The organism is Cronobacter malonaticus LMG 23826, assembly GCF_001277215.2.
Classification (GTDB): Bacteria; Pseudomonadota; Gammaproteobacteria; order Enterobacterales; family Enterobacteriaceae; genus Cronobacter; species Cronobacter malonaticus.
In genome coordinates, this window is sequence record NZ_CP013940.1 from 926,080 (window position 1) to 944,132 (window position 18,053).

Sequence of the window (18,053 nt, forward strand, 5' to 3'; positions counted from 1 at the left end):
GCAGGTCAGTGGACCTGCTTTTTTTATGCCCGGCGTTCATGGGGCGCGCAAGTAAATGGTGGGTGCGCTTCGCTTACCCACCCTACATAAAACCGCAAATCTCTATCGTAGGGCGGGTAAGCGCAGCGTACCCGCCGAACCGCTCTCAAAACAGCCGGACGCTTACAACACCTTGTGCGGGCCGAAACATTCGTAATGAATGTTCTCTTTATTCACGCCCATGCTCACTAACTGCTCCGCGGCGAACTGCATAAATTTCACCGGGCCGCAGACATAAAACTGCATGCCGGGCGTGGTCACATGTGCCTCGCGATCGCGAAGCGCCATCAACCCTTCACTGTCATAACGGCCCGCGCTGCGATCGGCGTCGGTCGGCACGCGGTACCAGACGTGGCGGGTAAAGCGGGGGAGCTTCGCGCCGAGCTGCGCCACTTCATCGGTAAACGCATGTACATCGCCGCTTTCCGCCGCGTGATACCAGTTCACCTGCGCCGGATGCTGCGCGCTTGCCAGCGTATCAAGCATCGCCAGCATCGGCGTCTGGCCCACACCCGCCGAGATAAGCGTCACCGGCGTCTGCGGCTCGACATCCATAAAGAAATCGCCCGCAGGCGCGGCAAGATTAACCACATCGCCCGGCTGCGCATGCTGATGCAGCCAGTTCGACACCTGGCCTTCGCCTTCGCGTTTCACCGCGATGCGATAGCTTTTGCCGTTCGGCTTGCGTGTGAGCGAATATTGGCGAATCTCCTGGTGCGCAAACTCCTGCGGTTTGATCCAGACGGCGGTGTACTGGCCGGGCAGGTAATCAGCAACCGGGCCGCCATCTACCGGCTCCAGCTCAAAGCTTGTGACAATCGCGCTCTGCGGCGTTTTACTCACGATGCGGAATTCGCGCGTGCCTTCCCAGCCGCCGGTTTTCTGCGCGTTGCTCTGGTAAATCTCGGCTTCGCGGTTAATAAACACGCCCGCCAGCACGCCATAGGCTTTACCCCAGGCGTCCAGCACTTCCTGGCCTGGGCTGAACATCTCGTCGAGCGTCGCCAGCAGGTGCTCGCCCACAATGTTGTACTGCTCCGGTTTGATATTAAAGCTGGTGTGCTTCTGGGCGATTTTCTCCACCGCCGGCAGCAGGGCCGCGAGGTTTTCGATATTGGTGGCGTAGGCGCAGATGGCGTTGAACAGCGCTTCACGCTGATCGCCATTGCGCTGGTTACTCATGTTGAAAATCTCTTTGAGTTCCGGGTTGTGCGTAAACATCCGGTCATAAAAGTGCGCGGTGAGTTTCGGGCCAGTCTGCGCCAGCAGCGGGATGGTGGATTTCACGACGGCGATGGTTTGACTATCCAGCATGGTTGCTTCCTTCCGTTTTTCTATAAAATGTATTTTAAATGCATCTTATAAAAAATACCTGCACGCTGTAAATGGTTTTATCAAGCAGGAGAAAACGGTCGCGTATGAAAAAAAGACAGGTTGAAAATGAAAATAAGTCGCGTAAAGCGCGCGTTTGCTTAATCGTTCAAACCCTTGCGCCACGCCATGCCAAACGTTTGCGTAAAAACCTCTGTCAAGCCCTATCTTCACGCTGCCAATCGGTTTACACTGTTGGCCGTCGCCCAAAAGGGCCCCTAATTGCAGTACATTTTATTGTCAGCTGAGTCAGGAGATGCGGATGTTAAAGCGTGAAATGAACATTGCCGATTATGATGCCGAACTGTGGCAGGCTATGGAGCAGGAAAAAGTACGTCAGGAAGAGCACATCGAACTGATCGCCTCCGAAAACTACACCAGCCCGCGCGTCATGCAGGCGCAGGGCTCTCAGCTGACCAACAAATATGCCGAAGGTTATCCGGGCAAGCGCTACTACGGCGGCTGCGAATATGTGGATATCGTTGAACAACTGGCGATTGACCGCGCGAAAGAACTCTTCGGCGCTGACTACGCCAACGTGCAGCCGCACTCCGGCTCCCAGGCCAACTTCGCGGTCTACACCGCGCTGCTGCAGCCGGGCGATACCGTTCTTGGTATGAACCTGGCGCAGGGCGGCCACCTGACTCACGGCTCTCCGGTCAACTTCTCCGGTAAGCTCTACAACATCATTCCTTACGGTATCGACGAGTCCGGCAAAATCGATTACGACGATATGGCGAAGCAGGCGAAAGAGCACAAGCCGAAGATGATCATCGGTGGCTTCTCCGCTTACTCCGGCATCGTTGACTGGGCAAAAATGCGTGAAATCGCCGACAGCATCGGCGCATACCTGTTCGTCGATATGGCGCACGTGGCGGGCCTGATTGCCGCAGGTGTTTACCCGAACCCGGTTCCGCACGCGCACGTCGTGACTACGACCACCCATAAAACGCTGGCTGGCCCGCGCGGTGGTCTGATCCTCGCCAAAGGCGGCAGCGAAGAGCTGTACAAAAAACTGAACTCTGCCGTGTTCCCGAGCGCGCAGGGCGGCCCGCTGATGCACGTTATCGCGGCGAAAGCGGTCGCGCTGAAAGAAGCGATGGAGCCGGAGTTCAAAACCTACCAGCAGCAGGTGGCCAAAAACGCCAAAGCGATGGTGGAAGTGTTCCTGAACCGCGGCTACAAAGTGGTCTCCGGCGGTACGGAAAACCACCTGTTCCTGCTGGATCTGGTCGATAAAAACCTGACCGGTAAAGAAGCGGACGCCGCACTTGGCCGCGCCAACATCACCGTTAACAAAAACAGCGTGCCGAACGATCCGAAAAGCCCGTTCGTCACCTCCGGCATCCGTATCGGTTCTCCGGCGGTTACGCGTCGCGGCTTCAAAGAAGCGGAAGTTAAAGAGCTGGCCGGCTGGATGTGCGACATCCTGGACAACATCAATGACGAAGCGGTTATCGAGCGCGTCAAAGGTAAAGTACTGGATATCTGCGCACGCTTCCCGGTTTACGCGTAAGCGTTCACATCTCTCAGAAGGCCGCCTCGCGCGGCCTTTTTTTATGGGGCAACGGTAGACAGGAGGCGGCCATGCGTATTCAGGCATTCGCGACGCTGACGGGGCTTGGCGTTCATACGCTGCGCTATTACGAAAAGCTGGGGCTGCTGGTGCCGGCGCGCAACGCCAGCGGGCATCGCGACTATTCTCGTTCGGATCTCGACTGGGCGGCGTTTATTAAACGTCTGAAAGTGACCGATATGCCGCTGGAGGAGATCCAGCGCTACGCCAGGCTGCGCGCACAAGGGGAATCGACCGCTGGCGCACGCCGTGAACTGCTGGCGCATCACGCGCAGCGGCTCGAAGCCCGGCTCGCGGAGCAGGCTGACCATCTGGCGCGCCTGAAAGAGAAAATGGCGTACTACGATGAAACGCTGTTAAAAAACAGCGCTTGACCTGGAGTTAACTCGAAGTCTTACCGTTATCTCAACCACACAAAAGGAGAACGGTATGACCTCATCACGTTATGAAGCAGGCCTTGCGCGACTGTCGGAAATCGACGGCGCGGCAGGAGAAAATGTCATTAAAGCGCTGGCCGATATCGCGCCGGATCTGGGGCGCTACGTCATAGAATTCGGGTTTGGCGATGTTTACAGCAGGCCAGGTCTGTCGCTAAAAAGCCGGGAGCTCGCGACCGTCGCGGCGCTCACCGCGCTTGGGCACGCGCAGCCGCAGCTGGCGGTGCATCTACATGCCGCGCTGAACGTCGGCTGCACCCGCGAAGAGATTATTGAAGTCATCATCCAGATGGCGCTCTATGCCGGTTTTCCGGCGGCGCTGAATGCGATGTTCACCGCCAAAAAGGTCTTTGCCGAGGCGGGCGTCTGACAGGACAGGCCGCCGTGGCGGCCTCATTACACAGTAAAAGCGAATTGTTATTAACGTGTTATGCATCGCTTGCAACCCCTGCGCTTTCCCGCCAGACTAACGCCTGCGAAACGGGAGGGACTCATGGTGTTGCAATCCACGCGCTGGCTGGCGCTCAGCTATTTCACCTATTTTTTCAGCTACGGTATTTTCCTGCCGTTCTGGAGCGTCTGGCTCGCAGGCGTTGGCGTCGCGCCGGAAACTATCGGCCTTTTGCTCGGCTCCGGGCTGATCGCACGTTTTCTTGGTAGCCTGCTGCTGGCGCCCCGCGTCAAAGACCCTTCCCGTTTAGTGTTTGCGCTGCGCCTGCTTGCGCTGCTGACGCTCGTTTTCGCGCTTGGCTTCTGGTTCGGGCATCAGACCGCCTGGCTGTTTGTCGTGCTGGTGGGCTTTAACCTCTTTTTCTCGCCGCTGGTGCCGCTCACCGACGCGCTCGCCGCCACCTGGCAGCGCCAGATAGCGATGGACTACGGGCGCGTGCGCCTGTGGGGATCGCTGGCGTTTGTGATTGGCTCGGCGCTCACCGGCAAGCTGGTGAGCGTCTACGATTACCGCGCCATTCTGGCGCTGCTGTCGCTCGGCGTGGCGTCAATGCTTATCGGGATGCTGCTGAAACCCTCGGTCATGCCGCAGGGCGAAGCGCGTCATAACGAGGCCGCCGGCTGGCCGGTATGGCGCAGGTTGATCGTTGAAAACTGGCGTTTTCTCGCCTGCGTAAGCCTGCTTCAGGGGGCGCACGCTGCCTATTACGGTTTCAGCGCCATTTACTGGCAGAGCAAAGGCTATTCCGCCTCGGTCGTGGGATATCTCTGGTCGCTCGGCGTGGTAGCGGAAATTATTATCTTCGCGCTCAGTAAACGGCTGTTCAGCCGGTTTGGCGCGCGCGATCTGCTGCTGCTCTCCGGCGTGCTGGGGATTATCCGCTGGGGAATGATGGGCTGGACGACCGCGCTGCCGTGGCTCATCGTGGCGCAGATCCTGCACTGCGGGAGCTTCTCCATCTGTCATCTGGCGGCGATGCGCTATATCGCCGCCCGCGAAGGCTCGGAAGTCATCCGGCTACAGTCGGTCTACTCCGCCGTCGCGATGGGCGGCGGGATTGCGGTGATGACCGTCTTCGCAGGCTTCCTGTATCAACACCTTGCAGGCGGCGTCTTCTGGGTGATGGCGCTGGTTGCGCTGCCCGCGCTCTTCCTGCGCCCGAAAGTCGTGGCGCGCGCTTAAGCTTCCAGAATCTCGCGTATCCGCTGCTGCTGGTGTTCACCGAACGGCAGCGTCGCGTGAATGAGCGGCGGCGAGAAGAGCGGCAGCGAGGTGGTGTATGGCGTCACAATCAGCGCCACCTCTTTCGGCGCGCCTTCCTGCTGGAAGGTATGCAGCGTGAGGTGTTTAATGTTGAGCGGCAGCAGGGTGAGTTCCCGTAGCTGCTGCTCGATTTCTGCCTCAAGCGCAGGGTCGTTGCCCGTCAGCAGCAGCACCTGTTTTTCATGCAGATCCGCCTCCTGCATCAGCCACGCGCCGAAAATCACCGCCACAAGCCCCACTTCTTCATCAGAAAACGTCACCCGGTACTCTTCTTCAAAGCTATCAAACGCTTTGCGCGTGGTGCGCATCAGGCGCGGATAGAGACGGTTAATCTCTTCCGGCAGCGCGTTATCGATACCGATGCCGAACAGGCTGCGGTCAAGCGCCTGGCAGAGATGAATATAGAGCTGATCCGCAAGCCCTTGTTCATCGCTGAACGCCATGCCGGAGAGCTCGCGAAAGCGGGCAATCAGCGAAAGCACGGCGTGACGCAGACGATGATCTTCCGGGTGTGCGTCGCGCAGCGGATCGGGCGTGCGCAGCATCATAAACAGCAGTGCCAGGAAGCAGTGTTCGTTCACGTGCGGCGACTGGGCGACGCGGCGCTGCCAGTGGCGGACTATCTCCTGCGCGGCGAGAAACTCGGCGCGGGCGCGCATCCAGAGCTGTTGTGGTTCGGTGAATTCCGGCGTCTGGCCGTAATGATGCTGCACCAGGCAGTATTGCAGGTAGAGACGCAGGAACTGCACGTCGCGCGGCTCGAACTGTCGGTTCAGACGGCGCGCGCAGAGGTTGACCAGCGCGTGTAAATTCGTATCGTCATACAGCGCCGTCGCGATGCCGTGCTGGCGCAGTTCGTTTTTCAGCGCGGGCGTGAAATGCTGCTGGATAAACTCGGGGCACAGGCGCAGCGCCCGGCGCAACCAGTGCAGCAGGCAAAGGCGTCTGTCTAACGCTGTGCCTTCAATCCGGTAGCTGCCGTCCTGCTGGGTGATAATACTCAGGCGGTGATACCGCTTAATTTCGTCGTCGGTTTCGGCAATGTCCTGACGGGCGATGGCGCCGTCAACGCCATTCAGCCGGCCTAACATTTCCGGCGTGATGGTTTGCCCCGGCAGATAGAGCATTAAAAGTACCTGGCAGCGGCGCTGCGGACTGGAAAGCACAGATGGTGGAGGGCAGAGCAGAGTCATCATCCGTTTAGTCCAGTGAGTGAGAATATTGCTAAGAATAGCTAAAGGATTATTGAATGCCGTTCAGGGTGCCCAGTTTGATCGCGGAATTCTGGCTGGCTCACAGAATTTTTCGCCAGAGGAAGATAATGAGCGCTCGTCTTTACCGGTTAATGTGTGCTGCGGCTGTAGTATCGCTGGTTCCGGCGCGGGAGGCGCTGGCACATCCGCACAGCTTTATCTCGTTGAAAACCGACATCGTCAGCGAAGCGGGACAGATAACGGCGCTGAAAATGCGCTGGAAAATGGATGAAATCACTTCAGCGGATCTACTGTATGACGCAGGCGACGCCGCGCCCGGTTCGCCGGTGTGGAAAAAGCTGGCGGCGGAAGTGATGGCGAATGTGATCGGACAGCACTATTTCACCGAGTTCTGGCATAACGGGCAGAAGGTGAAATTCGCCGCCACGCCGCTGGCGTATGGTCTGGCGCGGGAGGGGCATCAGGCGGTACTGACCTTTACGCTGCCGCTTGCGCATCCGCAAAAAGCCTCGGGCGCGCGCTATACGTTCGCCACGTTTGATCCCACCTATTATGTGTCGATGAGTTATGACGCACCAGGCGATGTGACGCTCAGTGATGAACTGCGGGAGCGCTGCAACGTGGCGGTGAAAACGCCGCAGCCGGATGCGGCCGTGCAGGATTTCGCGCTGTCGCTCGATAAATCCGATGCGCCGCCGGAAGATATGGATTTGGGTAAACAATTCGCTCAGGAGGTGACGTTGCAATGTCAGTGATTTCAACGCCGCTCGCGACCCGCCGCTGGCTGCACTTCTGGCCGCTGGCGCTGTTTGTTGTGCTGGCGATCGGCGCGGGCGCCTGGCTGTGGCTTGAATGGCCGCAGGTACTGATGAAAAGCACCGTCTGGCAGCGCGATATTAATCGCGAGATGAGTGCACTGCTTCAACAGGTGGCGGAAAACCCGACGCGCGCGGGCAGTTCGCTGCTGCTGTTTAGCTTTGTTTATGGTGTGCTGCACGCGCTGGGGCCGGGCCATGGCAAAGTCGTGATCGCCACCTGGCTTGCCACGCATCCGTCGCGCCTGAAAACCAGCCTGCAACTGACGTTCGCGTCGTCATTGCTGCAGGGGCTGGTGGCGATTGCGCTGGTGACGGTAGTGCTGACGGTGCTGGCTCTGCCCGCGCGGCAACTGCATCTGAGCGGCTACTGGCTGGAGAAGGGGAGCTATCTGATGGTCGGCGCGCTGGGGTTGCTGCTTTGCTGGCGTGCGGTGAAAACGCTGCGCGGGCTGGTGCGGCGTCCGGTGTTTACCGCGTTTACGCCACACCATACGCACAGCAACACCTGCGGCTGCGGGCATCAGCATGTGCCGTCGCAGGCGCAGCTTGAGCGCGGTGAGGACTGGCGCGCGAGGCTGATGGTGGTGCTCTCGATGGGGATGCGGCCCTGTTCCGGCGCGCTGATGGTGCTGTTGTTCAGTAAAGTGATTGGGGTGTTTAGCTGGGGTGTGGCGTCAGCGCTGGCGATGGCGGCGGGAACGTCATTAACTATCTCAGCCATCGCGCTGTTTGTGCACAGCTTCCGGCATCTGGCGGCGCGGCTTGGCGGGCAGAAAACGCCCCCGTTGTGGCGGCGAACGGGCGGGGCGACGCTGGCGCTCGCCGGCGGCGTGGTGTTGGTTGTCGCCGCGCTGGTGATGTGGTCAGGCGCAGCGCCCGTCGCGCAAGGGTTACGGCCGTTTTAAACGCGGCACGGCGGGTGCGCATTCGCTTACCCGCCCTACGAGATTAGCGGGTTGAATGTAGGGTGGGTAAGCGCGGCGCACCGGTCAGTAAGTAGGGTGGGTAAGCGTAGCGCACCGGTCAGTAAGTAGGGTGGGTAAGCGTAGCGCACCCACCGGGTCACGAAATCTCACGCGCCATAAAAAAACCAACAAAAAAGGCAGGCCGCTCTCGCGTACCTGCCTTTTTCTTGCCGGGAAGCGATTAACGCTTCAGCGCTTCGCTCAGCTCATCGCGCATATTGCTAAGCATCGCTTTCACGACGCGCGGGTTGCCAGCCACGATGTTGCCGGTCGTCAGGTAGTTATGACCACCGACGAAATCGCATACCAGACCGCCAGCCTCACGCACCAGCAGCTCGCCTGCGGCGAAATCCCATGGCTTCAGGCCAATCTCAAAGTAACCATCCACACGGCCTGCGGCCACATAGGACAGATCCAGCGCGGCAGAGCCGGTGCGGCGGAAATCAGCGCACTGGGTAAACAGTTTGGTCACGATATTCATGTACGGCGTGGCGTGCTGTTTGGCTTTGAACGGGAAGCCGGTCGCCAGAATGGTGCCGTCCAGATCGCGAGCGGTGCTGCCGCGCAGACGGTAGCCGTTAAGCTGCGCGCCCTGGCCGCGAACGGCGGTGAAGAGTTCGTTACGCATCGGATCGTAAACCACGGCGACTTCCGCGCGGCCTTTAATGCGTACAGCGATAGAAACCGCGAAGTGCGGGAGACGTTTAACGAAGTTGGTGGTGCCATCCAGCGGATCGATAACCCATTGAATATCCTGCTCGGTGCCGGCGTGTTCACCGCTTTCTTCGGTGATGATGGTGTGTTGCGGGTAGGACTGGCGAATGGTGTCGATAATAATGCGCTCTGCGCCTTTATCCACGTTCGTCACAAAGTCGTTGCTGCCTTTCTGGCTGGTCTCTACGGCGTCCGGGGTTTCGTAGTTTTTGGCGATAAAATTTCCGGCCTTGCGCGCAGCACGCACGGCGATGTTGAGCATCGGATGCATCAGGTTTCTCTCACTGGATGTTAAAGAACGGGAAAACGGCGCGGATTATAGCAGAGGGTTCGGAATATGTCTCAGGTTTATGATAAGATGCGTGGATATTCTTTTCGGATACTGAGTCGCTATGCTGCAAAACATTCGTATCGTGCTGGTTGAAACCTCACACACCGGCAACATGGGTTCTGTTGCCCGCGCCATGAAAACCATGGGCCTCACCAACCTGTGGCTGGTTAATCCGCTGGTGAAACCGGATTCCCAGGCCATCGCGCTCGCCGCCGGTGCCAGCGATGTGATTGGCAACGCCAGCATCGTCGATACGCTGGATGAAGCGCTGGCGGGGTGCAGCCTGGTCGTTGGTACCAGCGCGCGTTCGCGCACGCTGCCATGGCCGATGCTCGATCCGCGCGAATGCGGGCTGAAAAGCGTCTCTGAAGCGGCGCACGCGCCGGTGGCGATTGTGTTTGGCCGCGAGCGCGTGGGGCTGACTAACGACGAACTGCAAAAGTGCCACTATCACGTGGCAATCGCGGCGAACCCGGAGTACAGCTCGCTCAATCTCGCGATGGCGGTGCAGGTAATCGCCTACGAAGTGCGCATGGCGTGGCTCGCCACGCAGGACGCCCAAACGCCTGCGCATAATGAAGAAGAAACCCCGTATCCGCTGGTGGACGATCTGGAGCGTTTTTACGGTCATCTTGAGCAAGTTTTGCTCTCAACTGGCTTCATTCGCCCGAATCATCCCGGCCAGGTGATGAACAAATTACGCCGTCTTTTTACCCGCGCACGCCCGGAAAGTCAGGAACTTAACATCCTGCGCGGCATGCTGGCGTCGATAGAAAGCAGCCGTAATGAGAAGCCGTAATACTTGAGTAAAATACTCGGGTAAATAGTTGACCATTTTACTCGGGAATGTCAGACTTGCGCCTGCTATGCAATACCCCCATTTTCATAAAAACCCCCGCGTCGAGGGGCGAGCTTGAGGTTAAGTAAGACATGAGACTGACATCTAAAGGGCGCTATGCCGTGACCGCAATGCTTGACGTTGCGCTCAACTCCGAATCCGGTCCGGTACCGTTGGCAGATATTTCTGAACGTCAGGGTATCTCCCTTTCTTATCTGGAGCAGCTGTTCTCTCGTCTGCGTAAAAATGGCCTGGTGGCCAGCGTGCGTGGTCCGGGCGGCGGTTATCTGCTGGGTAAAGACGCGGGCCAGATTGCGGTTGGTGAAGTGATTAGCGCCGTTGATGAGTCTGTCGATGCGACCCGTTGTCAGGGCAAAGGCGGCTGCCAGGGCGGCGATAAATGCCTGACCCACGCGCTATGGCGCGATCTGAGCGACCGCCTGACCGGTTTTCTGAACAACATTACCTTAGGTGAACTGGTGAACAACCAGGAAGTGCTGGACGTCTCTGACCGTCAGCATAATGAAGCCCATCGCCCGACCCGCGCTCAGGACGCTATCGACGTCAAACTGCGCGCTTAAAAAAATAATACGCTTTTCCCGAATCAGGCCAGGAAGCTCCGGCATCCTGTAGACTGCGGCGTACATCCAGCCGGCTGCCTGATTCACCGCTTTGAGATGTACGGAGCTTAAGAGCAATGAAATTACCGATTTACCTCGATTACTCCGCGACCACGCCGGTGGACCCGCGCGTCGCCGAGAAAATGATGCAGTTTTTAACGATGGACGGAACCTTCGGTAACCCGGCCTCCCGCTCCCACCGTTTCGGCTGGCAGGCGGAAGAGGCGGTGGATATCGCCCGTAACCAGGTGGCCGATCTGATTGGCGCCGACCCGCGTGAAATCGTCTTTACCTCTGGCGCGACCGAATCCGACAACCTCGCTATCAAAGGTGCGGCTAATTTCTACCAGAAAAAAGGCAAGCACATCATCACCAGCAAAACCGAGCATAAAGCGGTGCTGGATACCTGCCGTCAGCTGGAGCGCGAAGGCTTTGAGGTGACTTACCTCGCCCCGCAGAGCAACGGCATTATCGATCTTAAAGAACTCGAAGCCGCGATGCGTGACGACACCATCCTGGTGTCCATCATGCACGTGAACAACGAAATCGGCGTGGTGCAGGATATCGCGACCATCGGCGAAATGTGCCGCGCGCGCGGTATCATCTATCACGTTGACGCTACTCAGAGCGTGGGCAAACTGCCTATCGACCTGACCCAGCTGAAAGTGGATCTGATGTCCTTCACTGGTCACAAAATCTATGGCCCGAAAGGCATCGGCGCGCTCTACGTGCGTCGTAAACCGCGTATCCGCATCGAAGCGCAGATGCACGGCGGCGGTCACGAGCGCGGTATGCGTTCCGGTACGCTGCCGGTTCACCAGATAGTCGGCATGGGCGAAGCCTATCGTATCGCGAAAGAAGAGATGGCGAGCGAAATGGAACGTCTGCGCGGTCTGCGTAACCGTCTGTGGAACGGCATCAAAGATATCGAAGAAGTTTACCTGAACGGCGATCTTGAGCAGGGCGTTCCGACCATCCTGAACGTGAGCTTCAACTATGTTGAAGGCGAGTCGCTGATCATGGCGCTGAAAGACCTGGCGGTATCCTCAGGTTCCGCCTGTACCTCTGCGAGCCTCGAGCCGTCTTACGTGCTGCGCGCGCTGGGTATGAATGACGAACTGGCGCACAGCTCTATCCGTTTCTCTCTGGGCCGTTTCACGACTGAAGAAGAGATCGACTACACCATCGAACTGGTTCGCAAATCTATCGGCCGTCTGCGCGACCTCTCTCCGCTGTGGGAGATGTTTAAGCAGGGCGTGGATTTAACCACCATCGAATGGGCTCATCATTAATCGGTATCGGATTCAGGAGAAATAACACATGGCATACAGCGAAAAAGTCATCGATCATTACGAAAACCCGCGCAACGTCGGCTCTTTTGATAACAACGACGACAACGTCGGCAGCGGCATGGTCGGCGCGCCGGCGTGCGGCGACGTGATGAAGTTGCAGATCAAAGTCAACAATGAAGGTATCATTGAAGACGCACGCTTCAAAACCTACGGCTGCGGCTCCGCTATCGCGTCCAGCTCGCTGGTCACCGAGTGGGTCAAAGGCAAATCCCTGGACGAAGCGCAGGCAATTAAAAATACCGACATCGCAGACGAACTCGAACTGCCGCCGGTAAAAATTCACTGCTCTATCCTGGCGGAAGACGCCATCAAAGCCGCTATTGCGGACTATAAAAGCAAACGTGAAGCAAAATAATCATTGATGAGTTGAGGTTGTAGTATGTCGATTACCCTTAGCGACACCGCCGCCGCGCGCGTCAACGCTTTCCTGGCCAACCGCGGTAAAGGTTTTGGCCTGCGTCTTGGCGTGCGTACGTCCGGCTGTTCCGGCATGGCCTATGTGCTGGAATTTGTTGACGCGCCGCAGCCAGAAGATACGGTGTTCGAAGACAAGGGCGTGAAGGTGGTGGTCGATGGTAAAAGCCTGCAATTCCTTAATGGCACTCAGCTGGACTTCGTCAAAGAAGGCCTGAACGAAGGGTTTAAATTCACCAACCCGAACGTTAAAGATGAGTGCGGCTGCGGCGAAAGCTTTAACGTCTGATAATCTTTCCCGCCTCTCCCCGTCTGCACCAGCCGCAGGCGGGGTATTTGCTTTATCACGTTGACTGACCCCGAGACTGTTATGGATTACTTCACCCTCTTTGGGCTGCAGGCCCGTTATGCGCTGGACAGTGCCCAACTGGCGGCTCGTTACCAGGATCTGCAACGTCAGTATCACCCCGATAAATACGCCAGCCGCTCCCAGGCCGAACAACTGGCGGCGCTCTCGCAATCCGCCACTATCAATCAGGCATGGCAAACGCTGCGCCATCCGCTGACGCGCGCGGAATATCTGCTCTCTCTGCACGGCTTTGATCTGGCGAATGAACAGCACACCGTGCGCGACACCGCGTTTCTGATGGAGCAACTGGAGCTTCGCGAAGCGCTGGATGAGATTGAGCAGGCCAAAGACGCCGACCGCCTCGAAGCCTTCGTCCGTAACGTCAAAGCAATGTATCAGGAACGCCATCAGCATATGGTCACGGAGCTGGATGACGGCGCGTGGGCGCAGGCGGCCGATACGGTACGCAAGCTGCGTTTTCTCGACAAGCTGTTAAGCCAGTCAGAACAACTCGAAGAAAAGTGGCTCGATTTTTAATTCTGGAAGCTCAACATGGCCTTATTACAAATCAGTGAGCCCGGCATGAGTAGCGCGCCGCACCAGCGCAGACTGGCGGCGGGCATCGATCTTGGCACCACGCATTCGCTGGTCGCAACGGTTCGCAGCGGCCAGCCGGAAACGCTGGCCGACCATCAGGGGCGTCACCTGCTGCCGTCCGTGGTGCACTACCAGGCACAGGGCTATAACGTAGGTTATGACGCCCGCGCCCAGGCGGCGGACGATCCGGTAAACACCATCAGCTCCGTGAAGCGTCTGATGGGCCGCTCCCTCGCCGACATTCAGGCGCGCTACCCGCATCTGCCGTATCAGCTGCGCGCGAGCGAAAACGGCCTGCCGATGATCGATACCCCGGCAGGGCTGTTGAACCCGGTACGCGTCTCCGCCGATATTCTCAAAGCCCTGGCCGAACGCGCGCGTGAAGCGCTGGCGGGCGATCTCGACGGCGTAGTCATCACCGTTCCGGCCTACTTTGACGATGCGCAGCGCCAGGGCACCAAAGACGCCGCGCGTCTTGCCGGGCTGCATGTGCTGCGCCTGCTGAATGAACCGACCGCGGCGGCGATCGCCTACGGCCTCGATTCCGGTCAGGAAGGCGTTATCGCCGTCTACGATTTAGGCGGCGGCACGTTTGATATCTCCGTGCTGCGCTTAAGCCGCGGCGTGTTTGAAGTGCTGGCGACGGGCGGCGATTCCGCGCTCGGCGGCGACGATTTCGACCATCTGCTGGCGGATTATATTCGCGAGCAGGCGGGTATCACCGATCGCAGCGACAACCGCATTCAGCGCCAGCTGCTCGACGCCGCCACCCAGGCGAAAATCGAACTCAGCGACGCCGATGTCGCGCAGGTGAACGTGGCAGGCTGGCAGGGCAGTATTACCCGCGAGCAGTTCAATGAACTTATCGCGCCGCTGGTCAAGCGCACGCTGCTCTCATGCCGTCGCGCGCTGAAAGACGCGGGCGTGGAAGCAAGCGACGTGCTGGAAGTGGTCATGGTAGGCGGTTCAACCCGCGTGCCGCTGGTGCGCGAGCGCGTCGGCGAGTTTTTTGGCCGCACGCCGCTTACCTCCATAGACCCGGATCGTGTGGTCGCCATTGGCGCGGCTATCCAGGCCGATATTCTGGTGGGCAACAAGCCGGACAGCGAAATGCTGCTGCTGGACGTTATCCCGCTGTCGCTCGGTCTTGAAACCATGGGCGGCCTGGTGGAGAAAGTCATCCCGCGCAATACCACGATCCCGGTGGCGCGCGCGCAGGAGTTCACCACCTTTAAAGATGGCCAGACCGCGATGGCGATTCACGTCATGCAGGGCGAGCGTGAACTGGTGCAGGATTGCCGATCGCTTGCGCGCTTTACGCTGCGCGGCATCCCGGCGATGCCAGCAGGCGGCGCGCATATCCGCGTCACCTTCCAGGTAGATGCTGATGGCCTGCTGAGCGTGACGGCGATGGAGAAATCCACCGGTGTGGAAGCCTCCATTCAGGTGAAACCGTCCTACGGGCTGACCGACGGCGAAATCGCCAGCATGATTCAGGACTCCATGAGCTTTGCCGAGCAGGACGTGCAGGCACGTATGCTCGCCGAGCAGAAAGTGGAAGCCGCACGAGTGCTGGAAAGTCTCGACGGCGCGCTGAAAAGCGACGGTGCGCTGCTTAGCGCGACCGAGCGCGCCGCCATTGATGACGCGATGGCGCAGTTGCGCGCCGCCGCGGAAGGCGACGACGCCAGCGCCATTGAAGACGCCATAAAAAATACAGATAAACAGACCCAGGAGTTTGCCGCTCGCCGCATGGATGAATCCATCCGTCAGGCGCTGAAAGGCCACTCCGTTGACGAGGTTTAATAATGCCTAAGATTGTTTTTTTGCCTCATCAGGATCTTTGCCCTGATGGCGCAGTACTGGAAGCGCAAAGCGGTGAAACCATTCTTGACGTTGCGCTGCGCAACGGCATTGAAATTGAACACGCCTGTGAGAAATCGTGCGCCTGCACCACCTGCCACTGCATCGTGCGTGAAGGTTTCGATTCGCTGCCGGAAAGCACCGAAGATGAAGACGACATGCTGGATAAAGCGTGGGGTCTGGAGCCGGAAAGCCGTCTGAGCTGCCAGGCGCGCGTCACGGACGAAGATCTGGTGGTGGAGATGCCGCGTTACACCATCAACCACGCCAGGGAGCATTAATATGGGACTGAAATGGACCGACAGCCGCGAAATCGGCGAGGCGCTGTATGACAGCCGCCCGGACGTGGATCCGAAAACCGTGCGTTTTACCGATATGCACCAGTGGATCTGCGACCTCGAAGATTTCGATGACGATCCACAGGCCTCTAATGAAAAGATTTTAGAGGCTATACTGCTGGTCTGGTTAGACGAAGCAGAATAACGCAACGGGCTGCCAGAAGGCGGCCCGTTTTCGTTGCGCATCAGGCAATATAAGGAAAATAAAATGACCGAAGCCATGAAGATTACCCTTTCCCGTGAGCCTGCCGATGCTCGCTGGGGCGAAAAAGCACTGTACAGTTTTACGCAAGACGGTATCGCTCTGCACCTGACGGGCAAAGACGATCTCGGTTTGATTCAGCGCGCCGGGCGAAAAATCGACGGCCAGGGGCTCAAGCACGTTGAGCTTGCCGGCGATGGCTGGGATGTGGAGAAAAGCTGGGCGTTCTGGATGGGCTATCGCGGCCCGAAAGGCAAACGCACCGTCACCTGGGCGCCGCTTGACGACGCGCAGCAGAAAGAGCTGAACAACCGCCTGAAAGTCATCGACTGGGTGCGCGATGTTATCAACGCCCCGGCGGAAGAGATGGGGCCAGAACACCTGGCGCAGCGCGCGGTTGATCTGCTGGCGGATGTCGGCGGCGAGCGCGTGAGCTACCGCATCACCAAAGGCGAGGATCTGCGCGAGCAGAACTACATGGGCCTGCACACCGTAGGCCGCGGCTCTGAACGCCCGCCGGTACTGCTGGCGCTCGATTTTAACCCGACGGGCGATGCGAACGCGCCGGTCTATGCCTGCCTCGTCGGCAAAGGCATTACGTTTGACTCCGGCGGTTACAGCATCAAGCAGACCGCGTTTATGGATTCGATGAAGTCCGATATGGGCGGCGCGGCGCTGGTGACCGGCTCGCTGGCGTTCGCCATTACGCGCGGCCTGAACAAGCGCGTGAAGCTTATCCTCTGCTGCGCGGATAACATGATTAGCGGCAACGCCTTCCGTCTGGGCGATATCATTCGCTACCGCAACGGCAAAACCGTGGAAGTGATGAACACCGACGCGGAAGGGCGTCTGGTGCTGGCGGACGGGCTGATCGACGCCAGCGCTCAGAAGCCGGAGCTAATTATCGACGCCGCGACGCTGACCGGTGCTGCCAAAACGGCGCTCGGCAACGATTACCATGCGCTGTTTAGCTTTGACGACGCGCTGGCGAACCGTCTGCTGCAAAGCGCGCAGGCTGAAAACGAAGCCTTCTGGCGTCTGCCGCTGGCGGAGTTTCACCGCAACCAGTTGCCGTCGAACTTTGCCGAGCTCAACAACACGGCGGGCGGCGCGTATCCGGCGGGCGCCAGCACCGCGGCGGGTTTCCTGTCGCACTTTGTCGAAAACTACCAGCAGGGCTGGCTGCATATCGACTGTTCCGCCACGTATCGTAAAGCGGCGGTGGAGCAGTGGGCGGCGGGCGCGACCGGCATCGGCGTGCGCACGCTGGCGAATCTGCTGACCGGCGAGTAAGGGCGGGCGTGGCGGGTACCCGCCCTGCAAACAACGTGTTATTCCTGTAGGGTGGGTAAGCGAAGCGCACCCACCAACGCGATAATAATGTGAAGCGATGATTGCGCTGCTTTATCCGCCTTACATCACCATTAACGCTTCCCCCTCTCCGGCAGGAGAGGGCCGGAGCGAGAGGCTTTCCTCTCGCTCATCAATGACAAATTAAAAGCTATGTCCGAAACGAAAAACGAAAACAACGCAGAAAAAAACGAACTCGAAATCCTGCTGGAAAAGGCCGCGGCGGAGCCTGCGTTCCGTCCGGCGTTTTTCCGCACGCTGCTGGAATCCACCGTCTGGGTGCCAGGCGAAGCGGCGGATGGCGAAGCGGTGGTCGCTGAAAGCGCGGTGGATCTTCAGCACTGGGAAAAAGACGACGGCACGTCGGTGATCCCTTTCTTTAGCTCTCCTGCTGCGCTGGAACAGGCGGTGGAAGGCGAGCAGGCTTTCGTGGCGATGCCGGTGCGCACGCTCTTTGAAATGACGCTTGGCGAAACGCTGTTCCTTAACGCCAAACTGCCAACCGGCAAAGAGTTTACGCCCAATGAGATTCGCCACCTGATAAGCCCGGAAGGTTCGGCGCTCAGCCAGCAGGAAGTGCTGGAAGGCGGCGCGTCGCTGCTGCTTTCCGAAGTGGCCGAACCGCCTGCGCAAATGATCGAATCATTGACCGTACTGTTCAAAGAGATGAAAACGGTAAAACGCGCGTATTTGTGCCTTTTAAAAGAGCACGCCGACGAGCCCGCGAACTATCTTATCGGCATTGAGGCGGACGGCGACATCGAGCCGGTGATTAACGCCGCTGGCAGCGTAGCGACCGACACCCTGCCCGGCGACGAGCCGGTGGATATCTGCCAGGTGGTGGAAGGTGAGAAGGGCATCAGCCACTTTATGATGGCGCACCTGACGCCGTTCTACGAACGCCGCTGGGGCAGCTTCCTGCGCGATTTCAAACAAAACCGCATTATCTGA

20 protein-coding genes are annotated in these 18,053 nt (G+C 58.6%); 17 read left to right on the forward strand and 3 right to left on the reverse strand.

Annotated elements, in window-relative coordinates; genetic code table 11:
• Positions 1-162: 162 nt before the first annotated feature.
• Positions 163-1,353, reverse strand: coding sequence for an NO-inducible flavohemoprotein (hmpA, locus tag AFK66_RS04280; protein WP_007777328.1), 1,191 nt, complete (start codon positions 1,351-1,353; stop codon positions 163-165).
• 319 nt (positions 1,354-1,672) lie between these two features.
• Between hmpA and glyA the strand changes: the two genes are divergently transcribed.
• The 4 genes from glyA to AFK66_RS04300 all read left to right on the forward strand — a co-directional run bounded on the left by glyA (position 1,673) and on the right by AFK66_RS04300 (position 5,056).
• A complete protein-coding gene (glyA, locus tag AFK66_RS04285) occupies positions 1,673-2,926 on the forward strand; it encodes a serine hydroxymethyltransferase (protein ID WP_007777321.1) in 1,254 nt (417 codons plus the stop codon).
• Between the two features lie 71 nt (positions 2,927-2,997).
• Positions 2,998-3,360 carry a MerR family transcriptional regulator gene (locus tag AFK66_RS04290; RefSeq protein ID WP_007777318.1) on the forward strand — a complete coding sequence of 121 codons (363 nt, stop codon included), beginning with the start codon at positions 2,998-3,000 and terminating at the stop codon, positions 3,358-3,360.
• Between the two features lie 55 nt (positions 3,361-3,415).
• The gene (locus tag AFK66_RS04295) at positions 3,416-3,793 is read left to right on the forward strand and encodes a carboxymuconolactone decarboxylase family protein (protein ID WP_007777314.1); all 378 of its coding nucleotides are present in this window, start codon (positions 3,416-3,418) and stop codon (positions 3,791-3,793) included.
• A 123-nt stretch (positions 3,794-3,916) separates the two neighbouring features.
• Entirely contained in the window at positions 3,917-5,056 is a 1,140-nt protein-coding gene (locus tag AFK66_RS04300) for a 3-phenylpropionate MFS transporter (protein ID WP_007777310.1), read from the forward strand.
• Here the strand turns inward: AFK66_RS04300 and csiE are convergent.
• The gene (csiE, locus tag AFK66_RS04305) at positions 5,053-6,333 is read right to left on the reverse strand and encodes a stationary phase inducible protein CsiE (protein WP_032968354.1); all 1,281 of its coding nucleotides are present in this window, start codon (positions 6,331-6,333) and stop codon (positions 5,053-5,055) included. The genes AFK66_RS04300 and csiE overlap by 4 nt on opposite strands.
• Before the next feature lie 125 nt (positions 6,334-6,458).
• Here csiE and AFK66_RS04310 point away from each other — a divergent pair, with 125 nt between their 5' ends.
• Both AFK66_RS04310 and AFK66_RS04315 read left to right on the forward strand, forming a co-directional pair.
• A complete protein-coding gene (locus AFK66_RS04310; protein ID WP_007777306.1) occupies positions 6,459-7,106 on the forward strand; it encodes a DUF1007 family protein in 648 nt (215 codons plus the stop codon).
• On the forward strand, positions 7,097-8,074 hold the full coding sequence (locus AFK66_RS04315; protein WP_023898192.1) for a nickel/cobalt transporter: 978 nt from the start codon (positions 7,097-7,099) through the stop codon (positions 8,072-8,074). Before AFK66_RS04310 ends, AFK66_RS04315 begins: the two co-directional genes overlap by 10 nt.
• A 241-nt stretch (positions 8,075-8,315) precedes the next feature.
• On the opposite strand, the gene suhB is transcribed toward AFK66_RS04315, so the two are convergent.
• Positions 8,316-9,119, reverse strand: coding sequence for an inositol-1-monophosphatase (gene suhB / locus AFK66_RS04320; protein ID WP_004385922.1), 804 nt, complete (start codon positions 9,117-9,119; stop codon positions 8,316-8,318).
• 121 nt (positions 9,120-9,240) lie between these two features.
• Here suhB and trmJ point away from each other — a divergent pair, with 121 nt between their 5' ends.
• From trmJ to sseB, 11 genes are all read left to right on the forward strand, one after another.
• Positions 9,241-9,978, forward strand: a complete 738-nt coding sequence (trmJ, locus tag AFK66_RS04325; RefSeq protein ID WP_007777303.1) for a tRNA (cytosine(32)/uridine(32)-2'-O)-methyltransferase TrmJ — start codon at positions 9,241-9,243, stop codon at positions 9,976-9,978.
• A 131-nt stretch (positions 9,979-10,109) separates the two neighbouring features.
• Positions 10,110-10,598 carry a Fe-S cluster assembly transcriptional regulator IscR gene (gene iscR, locus AFK66_RS04330; RefSeq protein WP_004385924.1) on the forward strand — a complete coding sequence of 163 codons (489 nt, stop codon included), beginning with the start codon at positions 10,110-10,112 and terminating at the stop codon, positions 10,596-10,598.
• Between the two features lie 116 nt (positions 10,599-10,714).
• Positions 10,715-11,929, forward strand: a complete 1,215-nt coding sequence (gene iscS / locus AFK66_RS04335) for a cysteine desulfurase (RefSeq protein ID WP_007777299.1) — start codon at positions 10,715-10,717, stop codon at positions 11,927-11,929.
• Positions 11,930-11,957: 28 nt separating this feature from the next.
• Complete coding sequence (iscU, locus tag AFK66_RS04340) at positions 11,958-12,344, forward strand: Fe-S cluster assembly scaffold IscU (RefSeq protein ID WP_004385925.1); 387 nt, start codon at positions 11,958-11,960, stop codon at positions 12,342-12,344.
• Positions 12,345-12,368: 24 nt separating this feature from the next.
• A complete protein-coding gene (gene iscA / locus AFK66_RS04345) occupies positions 12,369-12,692 on the forward strand; it encodes an iron-sulfur cluster assembly protein IscA (protein WP_004385926.1) in 324 nt (107 codons plus the stop codon).
• Positions 12,693-12,773: 81 nt separating this feature from the next.
• The gene (hscB, locus tag AFK66_RS04350; RefSeq protein ID WP_007777296.1) at positions 12,774-13,289 is read left to right on the forward strand and encodes a co-chaperone HscB; all 516 of its coding nucleotides are present in this window, start codon (positions 12,774-12,776) and stop codon (positions 13,287-13,289) included.
• Between the two features lie 15 nt (positions 13,290-13,304).
• A complete protein-coding gene (gene hscA, locus AFK66_RS04355) occupies positions 13,305-15,155 on the forward strand; it encodes a Fe-S protein assembly chaperone HscA (protein ID WP_007777291.1) in 1,851 nt (616 codons plus the stop codon).
• A 2-nt stretch (positions 15,156-15,157) separates the two neighbouring features.
• Positions 15,158-15,493 carry an ISC system 2Fe-2S type ferredoxin gene (fdx, locus tag AFK66_RS04360; protein ID WP_004385928.1) on the forward strand — a complete coding sequence of 112 codons (336 nt, stop codon included), beginning with the start codon at positions 15,158-15,160 and terminating at the stop codon, positions 15,491-15,493.
• A 1-nt stretch (position 15,494) separates the two neighbouring features.
• Positions 15,495-15,695 carry a Fe-S cluster assembly protein IscX gene (gene iscX, locus AFK66_RS04365; protein WP_007777289.1) on the forward strand — a complete coding sequence of 67 codons (201 nt, stop codon included), beginning with the start codon at positions 15,495-15,497 and terminating at the stop codon, positions 15,693-15,695.
• A gap of 63 nt (positions 15,696-15,758) precedes the next feature.
• Positions 15,759-17,045, forward strand: a complete 1,287-nt coding sequence (gene pepB, locus AFK66_RS04370) for an aminopeptidase PepB (protein ID WP_032968353.1) — start codon at positions 15,759-15,761, stop codon at positions 17,043-17,045.
• 210 nt (positions 17,046-17,255) lie between these two features.
• Complete coding sequence (gene sseB, locus AFK66_RS04375) at positions 17,256-18,053, forward strand: enhanced serine sensitivity protein SseB (protein WP_007777284.1); 798 nt, start codon at positions 17,256-17,258, stop codon at positions 18,051-18,053.

Coding starts and splice junctions, on each gene's coding strand:
- hmpA (WP_007777328.1), bottom strand. CDS start 1,353: ATGCTGGATAGTCAAACCATCGCCGTCGTGAAATCCACCATCCCGCTG.
- glyA (WP_007777321.1), top strand. CDS start 1,673: ATGTTAAAGCGTGAAATGAACATTGCCGATTATGATGCCGAACTGTGG.
- AFK66_RS04290 (WP_007777318.1), top strand. CDS start 2,998: ATGCGTATTCAGGCATTCGCGACGCTGACGGGGCTTGGCGTTCATACG.
- AFK66_RS04295 (WP_007777314.1), top strand. CDS start 3,416: ATGACCTCATCACGTTATGAAGCAGGCCTTGCGCGACTGTCGGAAATC.
- AFK66_RS04300 (WP_007777310.1), top strand. CDS start 3,917: ATGGTGTTGCAATCCACGCGCTGGCTGGCGCTCAGCTATTTCACCTAT.
- csiE (WP_032968354.1), bottom strand. CDS start 6,333: ATGATGACTCTGCTCTGCCCTCCACCATCTGTGCTTTCCAGTCCGCAG.
- AFK66_RS04310 (WP_007777306.1), top strand. CDS start 6,459: ATGAGCGCTCGTCTTTACCGGTTAATGTGTGCTGCGGCTGTAGTATCG.
- AFK66_RS04315 (WP_023898192.1), top strand. CDS start 7,097: ATGTCAGTGATTTCAACGCCGCTCGCGACCCGCCGCTGGCTGCACTTC.
- suhB (WP_004385922.1), bottom strand. CDS start 9,119: ATGCATCCGATGCTCAACATCGCCGTGCGTGCTGCGCGCAAGGCCGGA.
- trmJ (WP_007777303.1), top strand. CDS start 9,241: ATGCTGCAAAACATTCGTATCGTGCTGGTTGAAACCTCACACACCGGC.
- iscR (WP_004385924.1), top strand. CDS start 10,110: ATGAGACTGACATCTAAAGGGCGCTATGCCGTGACCGCAATGCTTGAC.
- iscS (WP_007777299.1), top strand. CDS start 10,715: ATGAAATTACCGATTTACCTCGATTACTCCGCGACCACGCCGGTGGAC.
- iscU (WP_004385925.1), top strand. CDS start 11,958: ATGGCATACAGCGAAAAAGTCATCGATCATTACGAAAACCCGCGCAAC.
- iscA (WP_004385926.1), top strand. CDS start 12,369: ATGTCGATTACCCTTAGCGACACCGCCGCCGCGCGCGTCAACGCTTTC.
- hscB (WP_007777296.1), top strand. CDS start 12,774: ATGGATTACTTCACCCTCTTTGGGCTGCAGGCCCGTTATGCGCTGGAC.
- hscA (WP_007777291.1), top strand. CDS start 13,305: ATGGCCTTATTACAAATCAGTGAGCCCGGCATGAGTAGCGCGCCGCAC.
- fdx (WP_004385928.1), top strand. CDS start 15,158: ATGCCTAAGATTGTTTTTTTGCCTCATCAGGATCTTTGCCCTGATGGC.
- iscX (WP_007777289.1), top strand. CDS start 15,495: ATGGGACTGAAATGGACCGACAGCCGCGAAATCGGCGAGGCGCTGTAT.
- pepB (WP_032968353.1), top strand. CDS start 15,759: ATGACCGAAGCCATGAAGATTACCCTTTCCCGTGAGCCTGCCGATGCT.
- sseB (WP_007777284.1), top strand. CDS start 17,256: ATGTCCGAAACGAAAAACGAAAACAACGCAGAAAAAAACGAACTCGAA.